This is a genomic window from Helcococcus ovis (assembly GCF_004524775.2).
Lineage (GTDB): Bacteria > Bacillota > Clostridia > Tissierellales > Peptoniphilaceae > Helcococcus > Helcococcus ovis.
Map to the genome: position 1 here is coordinate 891796 of NZ_CP119081.1, position 20009 is coordinate 911804.

At 26.4% G+C, this 20009-nt stretch carries 13 protein-coding genes; 2 read left to right on the forward strand and 11 right to left on the reverse strand.

Translation table 11 applies throughout. The features are described from left to right. The first annotated feature begins 397 nt into the window (after positions 1–397). Together EQF90_RS04190 and EQF90_RS04195 are read left to right on the forward strand one after the other, a co-directional pair. A complete protein-coding gene (locus EQF90_RS04190) occupies positions 398–2116 on the forward strand; it encodes an IS1634 family transposase (protein WP_134710706.1) in 1719 nt (572 codons plus the stop codon). A gap of 160 nt (positions 2117–2276) precedes the next feature. Continuing rightward, positions 2277–3089, forward strand: coding sequence for an NAD(+)/NADH kinase (locus EQF90_RS04195; RefSeq protein WP_134710708.1), 813 nt, complete (start codon positions 2277–2279; stop codon positions 3087–3089). Between the two features lie 167 nt (positions 3090–3256). Here the strand turns inward: EQF90_RS04195 and EQF90_RS04200 are convergent, their stop codons facing one another. The 11 genes from EQF90_RS04200 to EQF90_RS04250 all read right to left on the reverse strand — a co-directional run bounded on the left by EQF90_RS04200 (position 3257) and on the right by EQF90_RS04250 (position 19562). Beyond that, positions 3257–4654, reverse strand: a complete 1398-nt coding sequence (locus tag EQF90_RS04200; RefSeq protein WP_134710709.1) for a penicillin-binding transpeptidase domain-containing protein — start codon at positions 4652–4654, stop codon at positions 3257–3259. After that, the gene (locus EQF90_RS04205) at positions 4635–5909 is read right to left on the reverse strand and encodes an FtsW/RodA/SpoVE family cell cycle protein (protein ID WP_134710710.1); all 1275 of its coding nucleotides are present in this window, start codon (positions 5907–5909) and stop codon (positions 4635–4637) included. The genes EQF90_RS04200 and EQF90_RS04205 overlap by 20 nt, the downstream gene beginning before the upstream one ends. An 8-nt stretch (positions 5910–5917) precedes the next feature. Next, positions 5918–6415: an FHA domain-containing protein gene (locus EQF90_RS04210; RefSeq protein WP_134710711.1), complete on the reverse strand. Its 498-nt coding sequence runs from the start codon at positions 6413–6415 to the stop codon at positions 5918–5920. A gap of 83 nt (positions 6416–6498) precedes the next feature. Then, a complete protein-coding gene (locus EQF90_RS04215; RefSeq protein WP_134710712.1) occupies positions 6499–8193 on the reverse strand; it encodes a phospho-sugar mutase in 1695 nt (564 codons plus the stop codon). A 2-nt stretch (positions 8194–8195) separates the two neighbouring features. Next, the gene (pulA, locus tag EQF90_RS04220; RefSeq protein ID WP_134710713.1) at positions 8196–10043 is read right to left on the reverse strand and encodes a type I pullulanase; all 1848 of its coding nucleotides are present in this window, start codon (positions 10041–10043) and stop codon (positions 8196–8198) included. Next, a complete protein-coding gene (locus tag EQF90_RS04225; protein ID WP_134710714.1) occupies positions 10044–12299 on the reverse strand; it encodes a glycogen/starch/alpha-glucan phosphorylase in 2256 nt (751 codons plus the stop codon). Further along, positions 12299–13723 (reverse strand): glycogen synthase GlgA, encoded by a 1425-nt coding sequence (gene glgA / locus EQF90_RS04230; RefSeq protein ID WP_134710715.1) that lies wholly within the window; start codon positions 13721–13723, stop codon positions 12299–12301. Before glgA ends, EQF90_RS04225 begins: the two co-directional genes overlap by 1 nt. Further along, positions 13724–14842, reverse strand: coding sequence for a glucose-1-phosphate adenylyltransferase subunit GlgD (gene glgD, locus EQF90_RS04235; RefSeq protein WP_134710716.1), 1119 nt, complete (start codon positions 14840–14842; stop codon positions 13724–13726). It lies immediately after the preceding gene. 9 nt (positions 14843–14851) lie between these two features. Beyond that, positions 14852–15991 (reverse strand): glucose-1-phosphate adenylyltransferase, encoded by a 1140-nt coding sequence (locus EQF90_RS04240; protein WP_134710717.1) that lies wholly within the window; start codon positions 15989–15991, stop codon positions 14852–14854. A gap of 1 nt (position 15992) precedes the next feature. Continuing rightward, positions 15993–17906 carry a 1,4-alpha-glucan branching protein GlgB gene (glgB, locus tag EQF90_RS04245; protein ID WP_134710718.1) on the reverse strand — a complete coding sequence of 638 codons (1914 nt, stop codon included), beginning with the start codon at positions 17904–17906 and terminating at the stop codon, positions 15993–15995. A gap of 3 nt (positions 17907–17909) precedes the next feature. Continuing rightward, positions 17910–19562 carry a putative manganese-dependent inorganic diphosphatase gene (locus EQF90_RS04250; protein ID WP_134710719.1) on the reverse strand — a complete coding sequence of 551 codons (1653 nt, stop codon included), beginning with the start codon at positions 19560–19562 and terminating at the stop codon, positions 17910–17912. Positions 19563–20009: the final 447 nt, after the last annotated feature.

Below are 20009 nucleotides of genomic sequence, written 5' to 3' on the forward strand. Positions count from 1 at the left end.
ATTTTTCATATACTTTTAAAAATAATCCTTATTCAGTTAATTTAATTAAAAATTACCTCTTTGCGCATATTTACAACACCTTTACATTTATATTTTTCATGTTTATATTTTAGCATAACTACATTATATATTTTTTTTTATTTTTTTTCAATATTTTTATATTTATATTTATCCAAATTTAATTAAAATCAAAAAAGACTCTAAATTATAGAGTCTTTTTTAGTTATCACAAAAATATTACTAATTATTTGTTTTTTTCTCAAGCCGGGAGTTTGACAGTTAAAAATAGAAAAATCGTTTGTAGGCATTGAAATGTCTATATTTTTTTGTCAAATTTTCCAAAGTAATTATAGTATTGTTTGGTATTGTATGATATAATATTACATGGGAGGATTTTATGAGACTTAATATTGTTAAATCAAAAAATGCTGAACAACTTTATATAATTAAATCCATCAGAAAAGATGGCAAATCTACAACTCGAATTATGAAAAAACTCGGTACTATGGCCTCTTTATTACCTAAATTTGGAAATGATAGAGAAAGTGTAATTGCTTGGGCTAAAAATGAAGCTAAGATTCTTACTAAATTAGAAGATGAAGGAAAAGTTTCTGTTGATGTTTCTTTTAATGAATTAAATCAAATCGAAATTGGTGAAAAGAACAATTTTAACATTGGATATCTTTTTGTAAATTTTTTGTATCACCAACTTGGTCTTGATAAAATATGCGAAGATATTTCTAAGAAACATAAAATTGAATACAACTTATCAGATGTGCTTAGTATGTTGATATCAACTCGTATTATTGCACCAGCCTCTAAATTATCCTCTTATGATTATGCTTTTAATTTTTTAGAACAACCTTCTTTTAAATTACAACACGTGTATAGAAGTCTTGATGTTCTATCAAAGCATTCTGATGAAATTCAAGCTTTGGTTTATGCTAATAGTGATAATTTAGTAAACAGGAACAAAGAAGTTCTTTATTATGACTGTACAAACTACTTTTTCGAAACTGAACAACCGCGTGGATATGCCCAATATGGTAGAAGTAAAGAGCATAGACCAAACCCTATTATACAAATGGGATTATTTTTAGATCGAAATGGGTTGCCTTTATGTTTTTCGATATTTGATGGTAACAAAAATGAACAACCAAGCCTTAAACCTTTAGAAAAGAAAATATTAAAAGATTTTGGATTATCTCAGTTTATTGTGTGCACAGATGCCGGGCTTGCAAGTTATGAAAACAGAAGATTTAACTCAATGTTAAATAGGTCTTTTATTGTTACTCAATCATTAAAAACTGTTAAAGATTTTATTCTACAATGGGCAATAGATCCAAATGGCTGGCAAATATCAGGGTCTAAAAAAACTTACAATATTGACAAAATTGATGAAAAACAACATGAAGATACCATATTTTTCAAAGAAAGATGGATAAATGAAAAAGGACTTGAACAACGATTAATTGTCTCATATTCAATTAAGCAAAGAAACTATCAAAGATTTATTAGAGAAAAACAAATTGAACGTGCAAAAAATATGATTAATACACCTAGTAAGATAAAAGATAGAAATCAAAACTCTCCAAAAAGATTTATAGATGAAACTAATATTACAAATGATGGAGAAATTTGTGATAAAAAGATTTTAAATCTAAATGAAGACAAGGTAAAAAAAGAAGAAATGTTTGATGGTTTCTACGCTACTTGTACAAATTTAGAAAAAGATATCAGTGAGATTATTCATATTAATAAGATGAGGTGGCAAATTGAGTCATGTTTTAGAACTATGAAAACAGAGTTTAAAACTAGACCAGTATATTTAAGAAATGATAATAGAATAGAAGCACATTTTCTAACTTGTTTTCTTTCATTACTAATTTTAAAAATTATTCAGATAAAAACTAAAAATGAATATTCTGAAGAAGAGATTTTGTCAACATTAAGATCAATGGATGTACACAAACTAAGAGATTTGGGATATTTAGGATCATATACAAGAACAGAAATCACAGATGATTTGCACGAATCTTTTGGATTTAGAACAGACAAAGAATTTATTTCGAAAAAAAGTATGAAAAAAATATTAAAGAAGACTAAAAAACGATAAACAATACTACATTTTTAAAAATATCAAAAGCTTTGAAACCCACTATTTACAATGTGTTTCAGAGCTTTTTTAATTCTAAAGTGTCAAACTCGAGATTATAACAGAAAATATTGCTTTTGAAAAGTAAACTATAATATGTTAATCTTTATATATAATATTCATGGAGGAAAAGATGAAAAAAAAGGTTAATATTTTTTCTAATCTATATAAAATTACAAATGAAATTAGAAAAATTGTTGAAGATGAATTAGTAGCAAATAACTTTATTGTTACCGATGAGTTTGACGAAAATGCTGATTTTAATATAGTTATCGGTGGAGATGGTACGTTTATAAAGGCTGTTCATGATTCTAATTTTTCTGAAATTCCTTTTATAGGTATAAATACCGGTCACCTAGGATTTTATAACGATGTACATCACAATGAAGTAGCAGAAACAATTCAAAAAATAAAAAATAACAACTATTTTATTCATAATTTACGCTATATAGACTGTAAAGTTTCAACAGATGATGATATTTATGAGTTTAATAGCTTAAATGAATTAGTACTAAAAGCAAAATATACCTCTGTATTGCATTTTAATTTGTATGTCGATGATGTAATGTTAGAATCTTTTGCCGGTGATGGCGTAATGTTTTCTACCCCATCCGGCTCAACAGCATATAATTTATCTGCTGGTGGTGCAATTATGTACCAAAGTATTGATGCATTTCAAATAACTCCTTTAGCACCAATAAGATCTGCTTTACATCGTTCACTTGATAAAAGCTTAATTGTTCCGAAAGATACAAAGATTAAACTTATAACAAGAAAAAGAGAAGATACACAATTTGCTCTTGGTATAGATGGATTACATCAGGAAATAGAATCTATAAATTATATCGATATACAACTTTCAAAAAATACTATACAAAAAGTTGTTTTTGATAAAAATTGGTTTTGGAAAAATATTAAAGAAAAATTTATATAAAATTATATATCTTATTTGATTTTGTTCATACTTTTAAGTAAAAAAACTTGTTTAGATTTTCAAATTTTACTTTGATTATCTAAGCAAGTTTTTATTACACATTATTCTTTTAAAAATATATTTTCATATATGTTTTCATTTTTTATTTAGATTAATATCATGCGTCACTATTGTTTCAAATTTTCATTTATAAAATCAATAGTCTTTAATGCTATAGGAGCTGCTAAAGTACCTCCCATTTTTTCTGTGTTTTCAATCATAACAACAATTGCATACTCTGGATTTTCTTCACTTGTCATACCAACATACCAAGCATTATTTTTCTCTTTATCCCTTTCAGCAGTACCTGTCTTCCCCGTTAAATATTCACCATTAGATAATCTAAAATCGTTATATTTTCCGGTAGAATATAAATATTTTCTTAATTTAACAGCAATATTTTTTTCAATATTTGATGATAAAATTTTCTGATTTACAAATTCATCTTTCCCGTCCCTTACAATTTTATTTACTATATAAGGTTGATTTACAACTCCATCATTTGCAATTCCCATAGCTATAATCATCATATCCATCGGAGTAACTAATGTGTCACCTTGTCCATATGAAGCATTTGCTTTTTCTAAATCTGAAAGTCCTTGCTTAAATGGAAAATAGGAGTCAATAACTTGAATCGGAAAATTATAATTTTTACCAATTCCAAAATCTTGTAATGTTTTTATAAATAGATCATTATTTATAAACTTTGATTTTTCAAAAAAATATGTGTTAGCTGATACATTTAATGCTTTTTCTAAATCAATATCACCATATCTTTTGCCCTCAAAATTATGAACAGTATACCCTGCAATTGTAGCTTCTCCGGTATCTTTATATTCCAGATCTATTCCACTTCTTAAAAACACAGTAGATGTTAATATCTTAAAAACTGAACCAGGCGTATATTTACCTTGTGTAGCTCTGTTTAGTAGTATACCATCTTTAGAGTTCATTATTTCATCCCAATCTATTTGTATTTGATTTACATTATATGAAGGTTTTGAAACTAATGTCACTATTTCTCCGGTTTTAGGTTTAGTTACAATAACCGTCCCCTTATTTTCTCCTAATAAATCATATACATATCCTTGTAATTTATCATTAATTGTCAAATATATATCATTACCTTTAGCTTTTGATGTCAACATTCCGGAAAGTCTTGTAAATATATCTTCATTATTTCTAATATCTAATAATTCATTATTATATGATTTTTCTATACCATATTTTCCATATTTAACAGTATTGTAACCAATAATATTTGAGTACATAAAACTATAGGTATTCTTTCTATGTAGTCCGTTATTGGTTTCAATAGTTTCTGTAAGGAGTTTTCCATTAACATCATATATTTTTCCTCTTTGAATCTTAGTTTCGTCAGCAGAGTTTCTAGCATTTAATGAACTTTTATTTAATTCATCCGCCTTAAAAAATTCAAAGTATACTAAGTAAATTGCCTGTATTAAAAATAATATAACAATTACAACAAGTAAAAATATTAACTTTTTATCCTTCGAGTTTTTCATATTTATCTCCTGCTCTAGTTGTTAAAAATTGTAATACTCCCAAAAGAATGAAATTAACGATTGTCGAGGACCCCCCATAACTTAAAAAGGGAGTGGTTATTCCTGTAAGGGGAATAAGTTTTAATATCCCACCAAACATGATTAAAGTTTGAAACGCATAAATTAAACCAATATTCATTGAAAGTACACTGTAATAGTCGGATTTAAGCTCCAATGCTACCTTAATTGTTTTATAAAAAATAATAATATAAATCATCAATAAGGCAAACCCCATAAAGATGCCCATTTCTTCAATTACTGCCGCTAAAATATAATCAGTTTCAATAACTGGTACTAAATCTGGACGTCCAAGTCCTATACCTGCACCAAAAAAAGATCCATTTGCAATTGCAAAAAGTCCTTGTATAATTTGATACCCCCTATTGTTATAGTCTTTCCATGGATCTAGCCATATATCAATTCTAACTTTAATATGTGATAAAACTAATGATGCTAAATATATTCCTATTATACCTATAACAATATTTAATATAATAAAAAAATATCTACGTTCAAATATAAACATGGTAGATAAAAATAAACCAAATAATAACACTGCAGTCCCCAGTTCTCCTTGTATAAAAAACATTCCTGAAAATATATATGTTGCAATTGCTAAGTAATATTTACCTAATCTTTTTGTTTGATATTCTTTAATATTATAATAATAGCTTGCAAGCATAAAAATATATGTTATTTTGGCAAATTCAGATAATTGTATTGTAAATAAACTCCCTACTCTTATCCAGTTTTTTGCACCACCACTCCTAAAGCCTAATGCAAATGTTACTAAAAATGTTAAAAATGTAAGTACAAAATATAATACAAATTTATTTTTAAGAAATTTATCCATATATTTCATTATAAAAAATACGATAAAAAATATAGTAACTCCTAAAAAATACCACATTAAATGTTTATTTGCAGTAGGATTATCCAATCTTATCATTATTATCAAACTAACAGAAAATAATAAATTTACAAGTAATATGAAAGTACTATCTCCTTTAGTAATTTTAGGTACAATGATATTTGTTAAAAAAGTTAAAAAAATAAAAATTAATGAAAAAATAATTGTAATATTTTTCGTATCAGTATTTCTTAATAAAGATAAAAATATACCGACAAATTGAAAAATAAATAAACCAAATATTAGAAAAATATTATAATTTCTTTTTTTTATTTTGTATTGTGCAATACTTCTACTTATATCCATAAAAACTCCTAATTAGATTTTGGGTCTACAAACTCTTCAACAAATTTAATTTTGTACTCACCAATTTCTATTATGTCATCATTAATTAACTGATAGTTTTTGTTTACAAATTCTCCATTTAAAAATGTGCCATTAGAAGAATTTTTATCTACCAAATAATAATTATCTGATGATTTAACTATCTCAGCATGATATTTTGAAATAACATCTCCACTAAGTACTATATCATTATTTAACGCTCTACCAATACTTGTATTATTCTCAAGTAAATAATTTTTTGAAATACCATCTGAATCAACTACTATTATAAAATATTTTTTTATTTTATCTTTAATATCAATATTTTTTATATCAAGTATAATTAATTTTACAATTATATAAATATAATATAAAACTATAAATATAAATAAAAATTTAAAAATTGACGACAAAATTATATATAAATTAATTTCTCCAACAAAATTAGTAAAAAATATTTTTCTTAATTCATTTAATAAATTCACCATATAAACTCCTTTTTAATTTCTATGATATTATATCAAATAAAAAAGAAAGGGACAATAATTCCCTTTCTTACATTTTCGTAATACTATTTAGTTGATAGAATCTTTGAATTTGCAGCATCAAAAATTGCTTCTACCATTTTATCTCCTTCTTCTTGTGTTTCTGCATTTGAATAAATATATAGTTTAATCTTTGGTTCCGTACCGGAAGGTCTAACCACATACCAAGATCCGTCGGACAAAATATATTTTAATACATTAGATTTTGGTAATCCGGTATTATCATTTTGATAATCAATTACTTCAACCAATTGTTTACCATTAATTTCTTTTATAGGATTTGATCTATAATCATCCATAATTCTACCGATTAACTTTTGTCCATCTAATCCTTCTAAAACAATTGAAATTAATTTTGAGCCATGATAGCCAAATTCTTTATATAATTCTTGTTGAACGTCTAATAAAGATTTACCTTGGGTTTTGAAATATCCAGCCATTTCCATAATCATCATCGCAGAAGAAACAGCATCTTTATCCCTAACATTTGTACCATATGAATACCCAATGCTTTCTTCATATCCAAATACAAATGTTTTTTCCTTTGTCTTATCCCATTCATTTGCCGGAGCATAAATATTTTTAAAACCTGTTAATACATTCATGCTTTCAACGCCATATTTTTTAGCAATTTTATCTGGTAAATCTGAACTTACAATTGATTTAACAATTACAGGGTTTTTAGGCATTTTTTCTTGAGCATCTAATCTTGAAAGAATATAATATGTCAATAATGAACCAATTTCATTACCTGTTAAAAATATATATTCCCCATCTTTATTTCTTACTTCTAAAGCAGTCCTATCTGCATCAGGATCTGTAGCTAATAATAATTCAGCATTTTTTTCTTTACCTAATGCCTCAGCATATTTAAATGCTTTAGGATCTTCTGGGTTTGGATATCCAACTGTTGTAAAATCGGGATCAGGCATTTCCTGTTCTTTAACTAAATATAAATTATCAAATCCCCTTGCTTGTAAAATTTTACTTACTAATTCTCTACCTGTACCATTTAATGGTGAATATACAGCCTTGATTGATTTATCAATATTTTCGTCTTCTAAAGATAATGATAAAACATCATTAAAATAGCTTTCGATAACTGAGTCATCAACATATTCAATAATACCTTGTTTAATACCTTCTTCAAAATCAATGGATTTTACATTACTAAAATCACCAATTTCTTGAATATGGCCTAATATTTTATCAGCAATATTATCTAATATTTGAGAACCCTCTTCCCAATATGCTTTATAACCGTTGTATTCTCTTGGATTGTGAGAAGCTGTAATCATAACACCGGAAATTGTTTTTAATTTTCTAATTGTATAAGAAAGAACAGGTGTTGGTGTAATATCTTTATGAATATACACTTTAATTCCATTAGCAGCTAAAACTGAAGCTGTAATTTTCGCAAATTCTCTTGACATATGTCTCACATCATGAGAAATAGCTACTCCTCTTTTCTTTGCTTGTTCACCAAATTCTAAAATAGTATTAGCTAATCCTTGTGATGCTAAAGAAACAGTATATTGATTCATTCTGTTTGTCCCAGCTCCAATTTTACCTCTTAAACCAGCTGTCCCAAATTTTAAATCTTGATAAAATCTATCTTGAATTTCTTCATCATTTCCCTTTAATCCTAATAATTCATCTCTTGTTTTTTGATCAAAAAATTCGTTATTTAACCATTCTTCATATCTTAATTTATAATCCATTTTTACTCCTCCACTAAACTATAGACATTTGTCGAATATCCATCAATACTAAATTCGTTTACGAATTCATCCTTAAATTCATTTTCCCAAATTAGATTTAGTTTATATATTTTACCTAAATTAATAGATAAACTTTCTCTATTTTTTGAAAAATTATGAATTATCAAATATTTTTTATCTTCTTTCTTTATTGTAAACGCAATCACAGAATCTTTCAACCCATTTATAAAAGTTAAATTGTTTCTTACATCTTCAGCAGTTGTATAATTGAATATACCTAATCTTTTACGTAATTCAATTAAATTTTTAATTTTTAAAAATATGTCATAATTTTTTTCCTTTAGTGACCAATCTATACCATTAATATTACTTGGTGATGCATATGAATTATGATCCATATATTTTGTTCTCAAAAATGAGTTTCCTGAATGGAAAAATGGTATTCCTTGTGCTGTCATTATTATAGAAAATGCCATATATGTTAAATCCTTAATATCTTCTTGTTCCACATTTGATTTTAAAAGTTTATCATAAAATATTAGGTTATCATGTGCATTAAAGTAATTTATACTTTCAATAGGATTTGCAAATGATGAAGCATCATTTGCATCTAATCCAATAGAACCCATTAGACCATTTTTAATATTCTTCTTTAGATAATATTCACCTTGAATGTATCCCTTTACACTACCATCATTATCACCTTTAATACTATCTCTAATGAAAGGATTAAATATTGCAAATTTTTTATCTTTTTGTGCTCCTATAACAATTTGCTTATCATAAGGAAGTGGTGAAGGTAAGGCCATCCATGGCTCCCCATAAATTAAAATATTAGGATTAATTTCTCTTAATTTTTCTATAGCTAACATAATTGTATCTATATCAGTTAATGCCATTAAATCGAATCTAAATCCATCAATTTTATATTCTCTTGCTAAATAACAAAGGGATTCTACTATGAATTTTCTAACCATTGGTCTCTCAGATGCTAACTCATTTCCACATCCTGAACCATTTGTAAAATTACCATTTTCGGATCTATAATAATACATCGGCTCAATAATATTAAACGGAGAATCACTTGTTCTAAAAGTATGATTATATACAACATCCATTACAATAGACATTCCATTTTCATGATAATTTTTAATTAATGTCTTAAATTCTCTTATTCTACTATATGGATCATTTGGATTTGTTGAAAAAGATCCTTCGATATTGTTATATAACTCTTGATCATATCCCCAATTATAGTTTTTAGGATATTTCGATAAAGGTTTTAATTCATTAACAGTTAAATAATCTGTTACAGGTAATAAATGTATATGAGTAACACCCAACTCCTTAAAATGGTCTAATCCCGTTGAAACATTATTATACTTTGTACCTGTTTGCGCAGCACCTAAAAATAATCCTCTATTTTCTGCTCCGGAATTTTCATTAATGGAAATATCGGCAATATGTGTTTCTACAATTATAGCCTTATCCTTATCATTAAAAGGTATTTTATGTTCTATAAAACCTTCTGGATTTGATTTTGATAAATCAATTATTGCTGTTCTTTTACTATTTGCAGAGCTTGCAAATGAATAAGGATCAGCAACTTCCATTCCATCAATTAAAAATGTGTAAAATTTACCTTCCATATTTCCATCTAATATTATCTCAAAAACATTATTTTCATCTTTGATCATATTAAATTCAGTTTTTGATTGAGTACTATAAGAATCATATAAACATAATGTAATAGATTCTCTAGAAGGAGACCATACTCTAATAATTGATTTTTCAGGACTATAAGATAATCCAAGTTTAGTTTCTAACAGTTCATTATTTATTTCAAACATTTAATTCTCCAATATTTCGTTATATTTTTTTAAGAATGATTTATCATCAATCTTTATTGTATTTTTACAATCATTTACTCTAGTTTGATACCATTGATAAGTATTTGTATAATCATCAATTGATTTTTCAATTACAGAAACATATTCAAATAAATCTTTAAATATATGATTCTCATCATTAAAATAATATATTGAATTATATATTTTATTAATATCGTAAGGAAATGTCTCTTTAGGCAAATATCTATAAAAATTAAACATATCTTCTATTTCTTTATTTTGATTTAAAAATTCAAATAGATTATAATTATTTTTTGTTAAAACGGTTTCATAATTATCCCCAAACATATATTTACTAATTTGATTTTCATCTATACATATATTTTGATAATTACTTCTACATGTTAAAAATGCCGCTCCGGTAGATAACGACTTAAATATAAATACATCTTTTAATTGCATTGATAATAATTCAAGACTTTGATATATATCTGCCGCCGGTATAACAACACTTGACTTAGTTAAGTTATAATTTTCTATAAATACAATTTTTATTTTATCTTTTATAAACAAATCATTATTTATCTGATTTGCAAGTGCATTTATAAACTTAATATTTTCTTTTGTAAAATAATAATTTGGATAAGACTTTCCACCAAAGAAATAAGTTCTTTCAGCTATGCTAAGATTTGGATTTTTCTTTAATCTATAATATAAAAGAGCTATACCTAAGGCGGATAAAATCTGCCTTTTATATTCATGAAAAACTCCCATATTCATCACAAAAGCAGAATCAACATTAATTAGATTTTTATCAATATCTAAATACTCTAATAATTTCCATTTATTTTCATACTTTAATTTTTTAAGTTTTTCAGGTGTTAATTCTAAAATATTATTTTCATTAATATCCTTATCATAATAAATCTCTTTTAAATACTGATTTGTATCATAATTAAAATCAATAGTTTTAATTTTGTAATTATAAAAATCATAATATTCTTTCATAAATTTATACTTAATTAATTCTATATGTGAACCATTTAATGTTATGATATTTTTTGAAATATAATATGCAATATTAATCATACATACATATCCATCTCTAATAATTATCAATGGTAAATTGAATTTTTCATTATTTAAAAATTCATCTTTAATATGTTTATCCAACATATAAATAATATCTAAAATATTTGGACAAATTTCATTAATTAATTTCAAATCCCAACTTTCAAATGTTTCAGGTAAAAGTGAATGTTGAAAAAATATAAAAGTTTTCTTAGCAATTTCCAAAGAATTTTTAAAAGTTAATTTATGTTTATTTATTAATACATCAATAAAAACAAGAATTGACATTACAGGATGAATATCGTGAATCTGAATTTTAACATGTTTATATATATTATATACTTCATCATCTACATATTTTTTATATTTTTTAAAAATATCCTGAATTGAAGAGCTTGCAAAAAAATATTCTTGTCTTAATCTAAGTTTTTTCCCTTCAATATTACTTTCAATAGGATACAAAAATTCAACAATTGAATTTGCCCTATTAATATCTTTATATGCATCTTCAATATCCCCATTTGAAAATTTCTTGAAATCTAAATCATTTATTGAAAAACTTTTCCATAATCTCAAGGTGTTTACATGATTTCCATCATTCGATAATAAAGGAATATCATATGGGATAGCTTTAACAGCATAATCCTTAAAATTAACATAATGACTAAATCCCTTTTCATGCTCCCAAGGATTTTTATTTACTTTCCAATCATCAGGTTTTTCAATTTGTTCACCATTAACAATTTCCTGTTTAAGCATTCCCCTTCTATACCTTAATCCATAAGCATAAATATTATGCTTTTCACTAGCAAATAAATCTAGCATTGCACCGGAAGTTATGCCTAAATCACCAAAACCTAATGCAAACTCAATATCTTCATCCTTTATATCTTCAAAATTTAAATTATGTTTTTTAAATAATTCTTTTACCTCATTTAGTAAATCAAGTTTTATTAGATTTTTTAATAATTGATTACCAAATGAATATTCAAATGATAAAAGATAGACCTGTTTGTCTTTTCTGGCACAAGCATAAGACTCAAACCATTTTTTTCCAATAATTTGTCTTACGCTATTTGCAAGAGATGTAAATAATTCTCCATCCCTTGCACAATCAAATTGTTTAGCAAATAATTCATATAAATTATCCTGAATTCTTTGCTCAATATCACTTATATCTCTCACTATAAACTCCTATACAATGATATATATTCATCACATGATTTATCCCAATCATAGTTAGAATTCATTGCATTTTTTACTAATTTTTTTAAATCTTTTTTATTATTATAATATAAATTAATCGCTTCTTTAGTCTTAAATAATAACTCATGAGCATTTATATTTGAAAATGTAAATCCTGTTCCATCTCCGGTAAATTTGTTATATGGTATTACAGTATCTTTTAGTCCTCCTGTTTCTCGTACGATTGGTAAAGAACCATATCTCAAAGCTATTAATTGAGATATGCCACAGGGCTCAAAAATAGACGGCATCATATAAAAGTCACTCGCTGCATATATCATATTCGCCTCTTTTGTGTCAAAATATATTCTTGCAGCAACTTTTTCAGGATATTTGTATTCAAAATACTTAAACATTTCTTGGTATTCATACTCACCGGTACCCAAAATTACAAATTGTATATCTTCTTGAATCAATTCTTCAAATATATATCTTAAAAGATCAATACCTTTCATTTGTGCAAGTCTGGTAACCATTGCAATTAAAGGAACATCCTTTCTAACCGGAAGTCCAAATCTCTTTTGCAAAAATATTTTATTTAATACCTTATTTTCAATTGTACTATAATCATAATTTTTAAAAATAATTTTATCTGTTTTAGGATTCCAAACATCAAAGTCTAATCCATTTATAATCCCGGATAATTTATATGAGTAATGATTTATCACTCCTTCTAATCTTTCTCCAAAGAAATCATATTTTATTTCTTCAGCATAAGTTTTAGATACGGTATTAAATTTTGTAGAATGAATTATACCTGCCTTCATGAAGTTAATGCCGAAATCAAATTCCAAATCATTATAACTCAAATATTTTCCAGGTAGTCCAGTCAAAAAGAAAATGCTTCTATCAAACTGACCTTGATATTTTATATTATGTATTGTGTACAATGTCTTTACATCATTATAAAAATCGTCACCTTGTCTAAAATCATTTACATATACCGAAACTAAACCTGAATGCCAATCATTAGAATGAATCACATCACACCTGAAGTTTAAATATTTTGGTAATATAACACTAGCCTTCGAGAAAAATATAAATCTTTCATAATCATCATTTTCACCATAAATATTATTTCTCTTAAAATAGTCCTCATTATCTAAAAAATAAAAAATAACGCCATCATATATTAGTTCAAATACACCACAGTATTTATGTTTCCAAGAAAAATCGACGTAGTAATATCCAATATATTTCATTCTTTTTCTAAATTCTTCATTAATCTTAGAATACAATGGTAAAACAACTCTTATATCATGTCCTTTTTTTCTTATAGCTTTAGGTAATGATCCTGCAACATCTGCTAATCCTCCTGTTTTAATAAAAGGAGTAGACTCACTTGTTACATATAATATTTTCATTTATTTCTCCAATACTGTTTTCTTAGGTACTACATAAGGATTATTTTTCGTTCCTTGTACAAATACATTTTCTTTAATTACACTAAATTTATCAACTATTGTATTTACAACAATTGCTCCTTCTTCAATTACAGCACCTTGAAATAAAATTGAATTTTTTACAATGGCATTTTTACCAACTTTTACCCCTCTAAATATCACAGAATTAGTCACTTCCCCTTCTAAGATACATCCATTGGCTATTACTGAATTATTTACTTTGTTTCCCTCCATATATAATGTTGAAGGCTCATCTTTATTTTTAGTCAATATACCTGCTCCCATTAAAAATAAATCTGTATATATACCTGTTTTAATTAAATTAAGATTTGCCTCATAAAATGTATTTAAATCTCTAACATATTCAACATGTGATTTAATCTCAAATAGTCCAATATTCAAATGTTTTTTATTATTCATTATAGATTGTGATAATGTTGCAGCATTATCTTTTTCATGAGCATCAGTTATCACTTTTTTAAAAATAGATTTTTTTATTAAAATATGATCCATAAATAAATTAAATACATTTTCAGTACCTAAATTTACACCAATATTTTGTATTTTATTATTTTTATCTAAAATAACTTTTCTTGCATTTAGATACCTTCCTTCTGTATCTTCCTGTTTTCTATATAAAAACATTACATCATAATTATTTTCAATAAATTCATCATATGCTGCACTAACATCAATTTTTGAAATTACCATAGGATTAGCAATATATATATTTTCACATTTACTCTCATCAACAAATGTAAGAGAATTTAAATATGATGTTATTCTTTTATTTCTACTTTCATATTCATTTATTGATGGAGCATTAATGACTAAACCATTTTCTCTTTTAGCCATTTCCCAATGTTTTCCATTACCAACATGATCTAAGGTTGATCTGATATGTTTTCCACCATGCAACAAAACTTTAGTTACACCGTGTTCTGATAAATTAGATAATGTAATATCTATAACTCTATATCTAGCACCAAAAGGAAGCATATAATCTGGTCTAGTATTTAATAAAGAGCCGTAAGGGGTTGTTTCAAGTCCTGATTTAATTATTGCCATTAGATTTTTCATACATATCTCCTACTCTTCAGAAATTCCATCTTCTGATACTAAATATACCTTATCAGAATTTAATTCACCTATTACTGTATCTTCAGATATTTCTATATCATTATTGATAACAGCGTTAAATACCTTGGCACCACTTTTCACTATTACACCAGGCAATAGTACAGAATTGCACACTTTGGCTCCATCTTCAATTGTAACCTGATCAAATAAAACGGAATTTGTTACACTACCTAAAACTTGACAAGCTTCATTTACTAAAGTATTTGAAACTGATGCATCTTTTCCTATAAAATGAGGAGGTAAATTTTTAGATGTTGTGTGAATTCTCCAAGATGTATCATATATATCTAATTCATTATCTGATTTTATTAAATCTAAATTTGCTTCCCAATATGATCTGACAGTCCCTACATCTTTCCAATATCCATTAAATCTATATGCTGACATTTTCTTATTTTCACTTAGCAATTCCGGTATAATATCTTTACCAAAATCATAAGTAGAATTTTCTTTTTTATAGTCTTCAATAAGAGCTTTTCTTAGAACATCCCATGTAAATATATAAATTCCCATAGATGCTAAATTACTTTTAGGTTTTTTAGGCTTTTCTTCAAATTCTATAATATAATCATTTTCATCAGTATTCATAATACCAAATCTTGAAGCTTCCTGCCAATCAACCTCCATAACAGCGATAGTTACATCTGATTTATTTTGTATATGATGTTTTAACATTTTATCATAATCCATTTTATAAATATGGTCTCCCGATAAAATCAACACATAATCAGGAGAAATATTGTCTAAATAGTCAATGTTTTCATAAATCGCATTAGCTGTACCTTTATACCATCTACCACCTTTTTCTGTAAAATACGGTGATAATATTTTTAATCCACCCTTTAATCTGTCATAATCCCATGCTTGCCCTAAACCAATATGTTCATTTAAATAAAAATGCTTATATTGAGTTAAAATTCCAATATTATCAATTCCGGAATTGGCTGCATTTGAAATTGCAAAATCAATTATTTTGTATTTTCCACCAAAAGGAACAGCAGGTTTTGCGGTATTAGATGTAAGAGATTTAAGTCTACTTCCCTGTCCTCCAGCTAAAAGCATAGCTACCATGTTATGTTTCTTGCTCATTTTATCCTCCTATTTGTTTTTTGCTTAATTTTACAAAAAGTGCTTGATAAGGCGGTAAATCTATATCAATCGAATATGGTTTACCATGTATTGAATAATCAATACTATACAATGGTGTATTTCTTTGAACTTCACCACCAAAATTTTTATGTGCAGAATTTAGTACGATTTTATAAATTCCCTTATAATCCACACCATATCTATATTTATGTCTATATACTGGAGAAAAATTAAAGAAACATAATATTTTATTATTTTCTCTATCTATTCTTTCAAAAGCAATTATATTTTCATCAGCGTTTTCAAATTCAATCCAATTATATCCATCGTATGAATCATCAATTTGATGTAGAGCTTTTTCATCTTTATAAACTTGATTTAGTTTTTTTACAAATTCTTGTAATTGTACATGTTTTTCATAATTCAATACAGACCATGATAATTCTTTATTTTCATTCCATTCTTCAAAAGTACCAATTTCATCTCCCATAAACATTAATTTCTTACCAGGATGTGCATATTGATATGCATACAAGGCTCTTAATGCCCTAAATTTTGTATCATAGTCCCCAGGCATTTTATTAATCATAGATTTTTTTAAATGAACAACCTCATCATGTGAAAATGGTAGAATATAATTTTCACTAAAGCAATATGTTATTGAAAATGTCAATTTATCGTGATGATATTTTCTAAACGCAGGATCTTTTTCCATATAATATAAAGTATCATTCATCCATCCCATATTCCATTTATAATCAAAACCTAAACCATCAGCATAAACAGGTTTTGTTAAATTAGGAAATGCTGTCGATTCTTCAGCAATCATTATTGTATCTGAATGATATAAATGTACAACAGAATTTAATTCTTTAACGAATTCAATTGCCTCTAAATTTTCATGTCCACCATATTCATTAACTAAGTTTTTACCACCATAGTTTAAATAAAGCATAGCAGAAACGGCATCTACCCTTAATCCATCAATATGGAAATATTTTAATAAGAATAATGCTGACGAAATTAAAAAATTCTTTACTTGTTGTTTGTAAAAATCAAAATAAATTGTTCCCCATCCTTCTACGGCAGATCTGTATTCATCATTTTTTTCAAATACTTCACTACCATCAAACTTACTCAAACCATGAGCATCTCTTGTAAAATGAACAGGAACCCAATCCAATATTACAGAAATTCCTCTCTTGTGAAATTCGTCTACAAGTCTCATAAAACCTTTAGGATCACCATATCTTGATGTAATCGAAAAGTATCCGGTAACTTGATATCCCCATGATCCATCAAAAGGATATTCTGTTAATGGCATAATTTCAACATGTGTAAATCCCATATTTTTAACATAATCGGGTAAAACCTTACATAAATCATCATATGAATAATAGTTATTATCAAAATGTCTCATCCATGAACCAAGATGCAGTTCATAAATTGACATTGCTTCATGTAAATGATCTTTCTTCATCCTATTTTTTATAAATTTATTATCAGACCACTTGTATCCATTTATATCATATATTTTACTTGCTGTAGCTGGTCTAAATTCCGAATAAAAAGCATATGGATCAGATTTTTCTATTTCACGAAAATCTTGAGTAATAATTCTATATTTGTAATTATTATATTCATAAAAATTCTCAATACATACATTCCATATCCCTGAATTATTTATATTTTTCATGGGAATATTATTGGCATTCCAGTCATTAAAATCACCAATTAAAAAAACTTCTCTAGCTCTTGGGGCATAAACTGTAAAGCTTGTCATTGTTTTTCTTTTTAATTTATACTTATGACAACCCATAAATTCATATGATTCATAATTTTTTCCTTCATTAAAAAGATAAATCGACTCATCTAAGTCATTTCTATAATATAAATTTTTATATAATTCAGCCATCTTTTAACCTTCCTTTAATGCATTTGCAATAGCTTTTGTGACTGAAGGTATAAATTGTTTTTTTCTTGATAATAGTCCCTTTACCATATATCCATTTTCATCGAAATCAACTCCAAATTCGTTTGAAACAGAATCATTAAATCCGCCAACAGTAAATACTAATGATTGTTCATTAAATATATCTGTTATGAATAATGCAAAGAAATTTAATCTTTCTTTTTCCTTGATTTCTTCCATTTCAAATTTAATATCTTTTATAAACTTATTAACTGAGGATAAATTAGTTGTAAATGCTTGAGAAACTCTTGCTTGTTGCCCTTGAATTTCAAATCTCTTTGAATCTGTCATTAATATGCCTTTAGCACTTTGGCCTTCTAATGATGTACCTGCAGCAAACATTTCCTCAGCATATTTTTCTAAATCAACTTCAGCAATTTCAGCTAATTCACGTAATATTTTTTTATCTGTTTCAGTTGTGGTAGGCGATCTAAAAAGTAATGTATCAGATGTAATAGCTGAGACCATTAATCCTGCAATCTCTTTTGATGGAACAATACCATTTTCTTTATACATCATTGCTAATATTGTACATGTACAACCTACTGGCATGTTTCTAAAATAAACAGGTGAACTTGTTGTAATATTTGCAACTCTGTGATGGTCAATTATCTCTAATATTTCCACATTTTCTCTGTCATCAATAGATTGGTTGCTTTCATTGTGATCAACTAAAATTAATTTTTTCTTCTTATCATAAAGTAAATTATTTCTATTTAATTGCCCTATAACTCTCATTTGTTCATCAACAACAGGAAAGTTTCTATATCTTGTATTTTTTACTTTTCTACTTACATCTTCTAAATATTCTTCCGGTGAAAATGAAAGCAAATTATCCTTTGTCATTACATAAGATACCGGAATCGCTTGTGGTATTAGTCTTGCAACCATAAATGAGTTATATCTTGTTTGTAAAACAATCACATTATTTTCTATTGCTTTTTCCAACAAATCCTTTTGCATTCTATGACCAGAAGTTACAATGATAATTCCGGCTTTTCTCTCAATAGCTTCCAATTGTGACAAACGTCTATTTCCAACAATAAGTATATCGCCCTCATGCACATGACCTTCATCATCAACTTCAGAAGCATAGACTAACATTCTTCCATTGTATTTATTTGGATTTTCTGGCATATGAATAATATCCCCGGCTATAGTTTCAACAATATTTTCAACTTTAGTATTTGCTCTCCACAATATTTCATCATCCCAAACATCCATATATGCTTTTGTTAAATTTGAAAGGGTAACAATACCTTTTAATGTATCATTTTCATCAACTACAGGTAAAAATGAAATATTTCTAGGTTGTAAATGATTTGCAGCCTGATATATAGAAATATCTTCTTTTACTGTAAGAGGTTTACTCAAACCTAAATCTCCAATAGTTTGCTTTAAATTTTTAACAAAGATAGGAGCTTTTTGTCCCCATCTTTCAATAACCCACTTAGACTCTAAATTTAACTCACCAAGTCTAATAGGAATATATTCATTTTCTTTATCAATTTTATTTTTTAAATCTGCATAAACAAGTGCAGATGCTATAGAATCAGTATCTGGATTTTTATGTCCAGTTATATAAATTTTTTCCTTCATAAACTACTCCTTATATATAAATATTAACATAAATTACAGTCCTAAACAATTGATTTTTAGCATAACTATATAAGCATTTGTTAATGTTTTTAGCATTAATCTTAAAATTATTTATATAGCATATTTAATTATTTTTTACATAAAAACAGAAATTCTGTAACAAAATAGTTTCTAAATAAATAGTATTAATGAATAAAATATTCATTTTACCACATATAATCTATGAAAATTATACCCCAATACTTTAATTATTAAATAATACTTCCTGATAAATTTCGGATTTTTGGTTTTATTTTATTTAAGCTACAATGCCAAAGATAAAACCATTAGTTTTATTTTCGGATTTTTGGTTCTATTTTACTTAAGCTACAATACCAAAGATAAAACCATTAGTTTTATTTTCGGGTTTTTAGTTCTATTTTACTTATGGTATAGTACCAAAAAGAC

Bases quoted from the DNA above. Each gene is read 5' to 3' on its own strand.
- EQF90_RS04190 (WP_134710706.1), top strand. From the start codon at position 398: ATGAGACTTAATATTGTTAAATCAAAAAATGCTGAACAACTTTATATA.
- EQF90_RS04195 (WP_134710708.1), top strand. From the start codon at position 2,277: ATGGAGGAAAAGATGAAAAAAAAGGTTAATATTTTTTCTAATCTATAT.
- EQF90_RS04200 (WP_134710709.1), bottom strand. From the start codon at position 4,654: ATGAAAAACTCGAAGGATAAAAAGTTAATATTTTTACTTGTTGTAATT.
- EQF90_RS04205 (WP_134710710.1), bottom strand. From the start codon at position 5,909: ATGGATATAAGTAGAAGTATTGCACAATACAAAATAAAAAAAAGAAAT.
- EQF90_RS04210 (WP_134710711.1), bottom strand. From the start codon at position 6,415: ATGGTGAATTTATTAAATGAATTAAGAAAAATATTTTTTACTAATTTT.
- EQF90_RS04215 (WP_134710712.1), bottom strand. From the start codon at position 8,193: ATGGATTATAAATTAAGATATGAAGAATGGTTAAATAACGAATTTTTT.
- pulA (WP_134710713.1), bottom strand. From the start codon at position 10,043: ATGTTTGAAATAAATAATGAACTGTTAGAAACTAAACTTGGATTATCT.
- glgA (WP_134710715.1), bottom strand. From the start codon at position 13,723: ATGAAAATATTATATGTAACAAGTGAGTCTACTCCTTTTATTAAAACA.
- glgD (WP_134710716.1), bottom strand. From the start codon at position 14,842: ATGAAAAATCTAATGGCAATAATTAAATCAGGACTTGAAACAACCCCT.
- EQF90_RS04240 (WP_134710717.1), bottom strand. From the start codon at position 15,991: ATGAGCAAGAAACATAACATGGTAGCTATGCTTTTAGCTGGAGGACAG.
- glgB (WP_134710718.1), bottom strand. From the start codon at position 17,906: ATGGCTGAATTATATAAAAATTTATATTATAGAAATGACTTAGATGAG.
- EQF90_RS04250 (WP_134710719.1), bottom strand. From the start codon at position 19,562: ATGAAGGAAAAAATTTATATAACTGGACATAAAAATCCAGATACTGAT.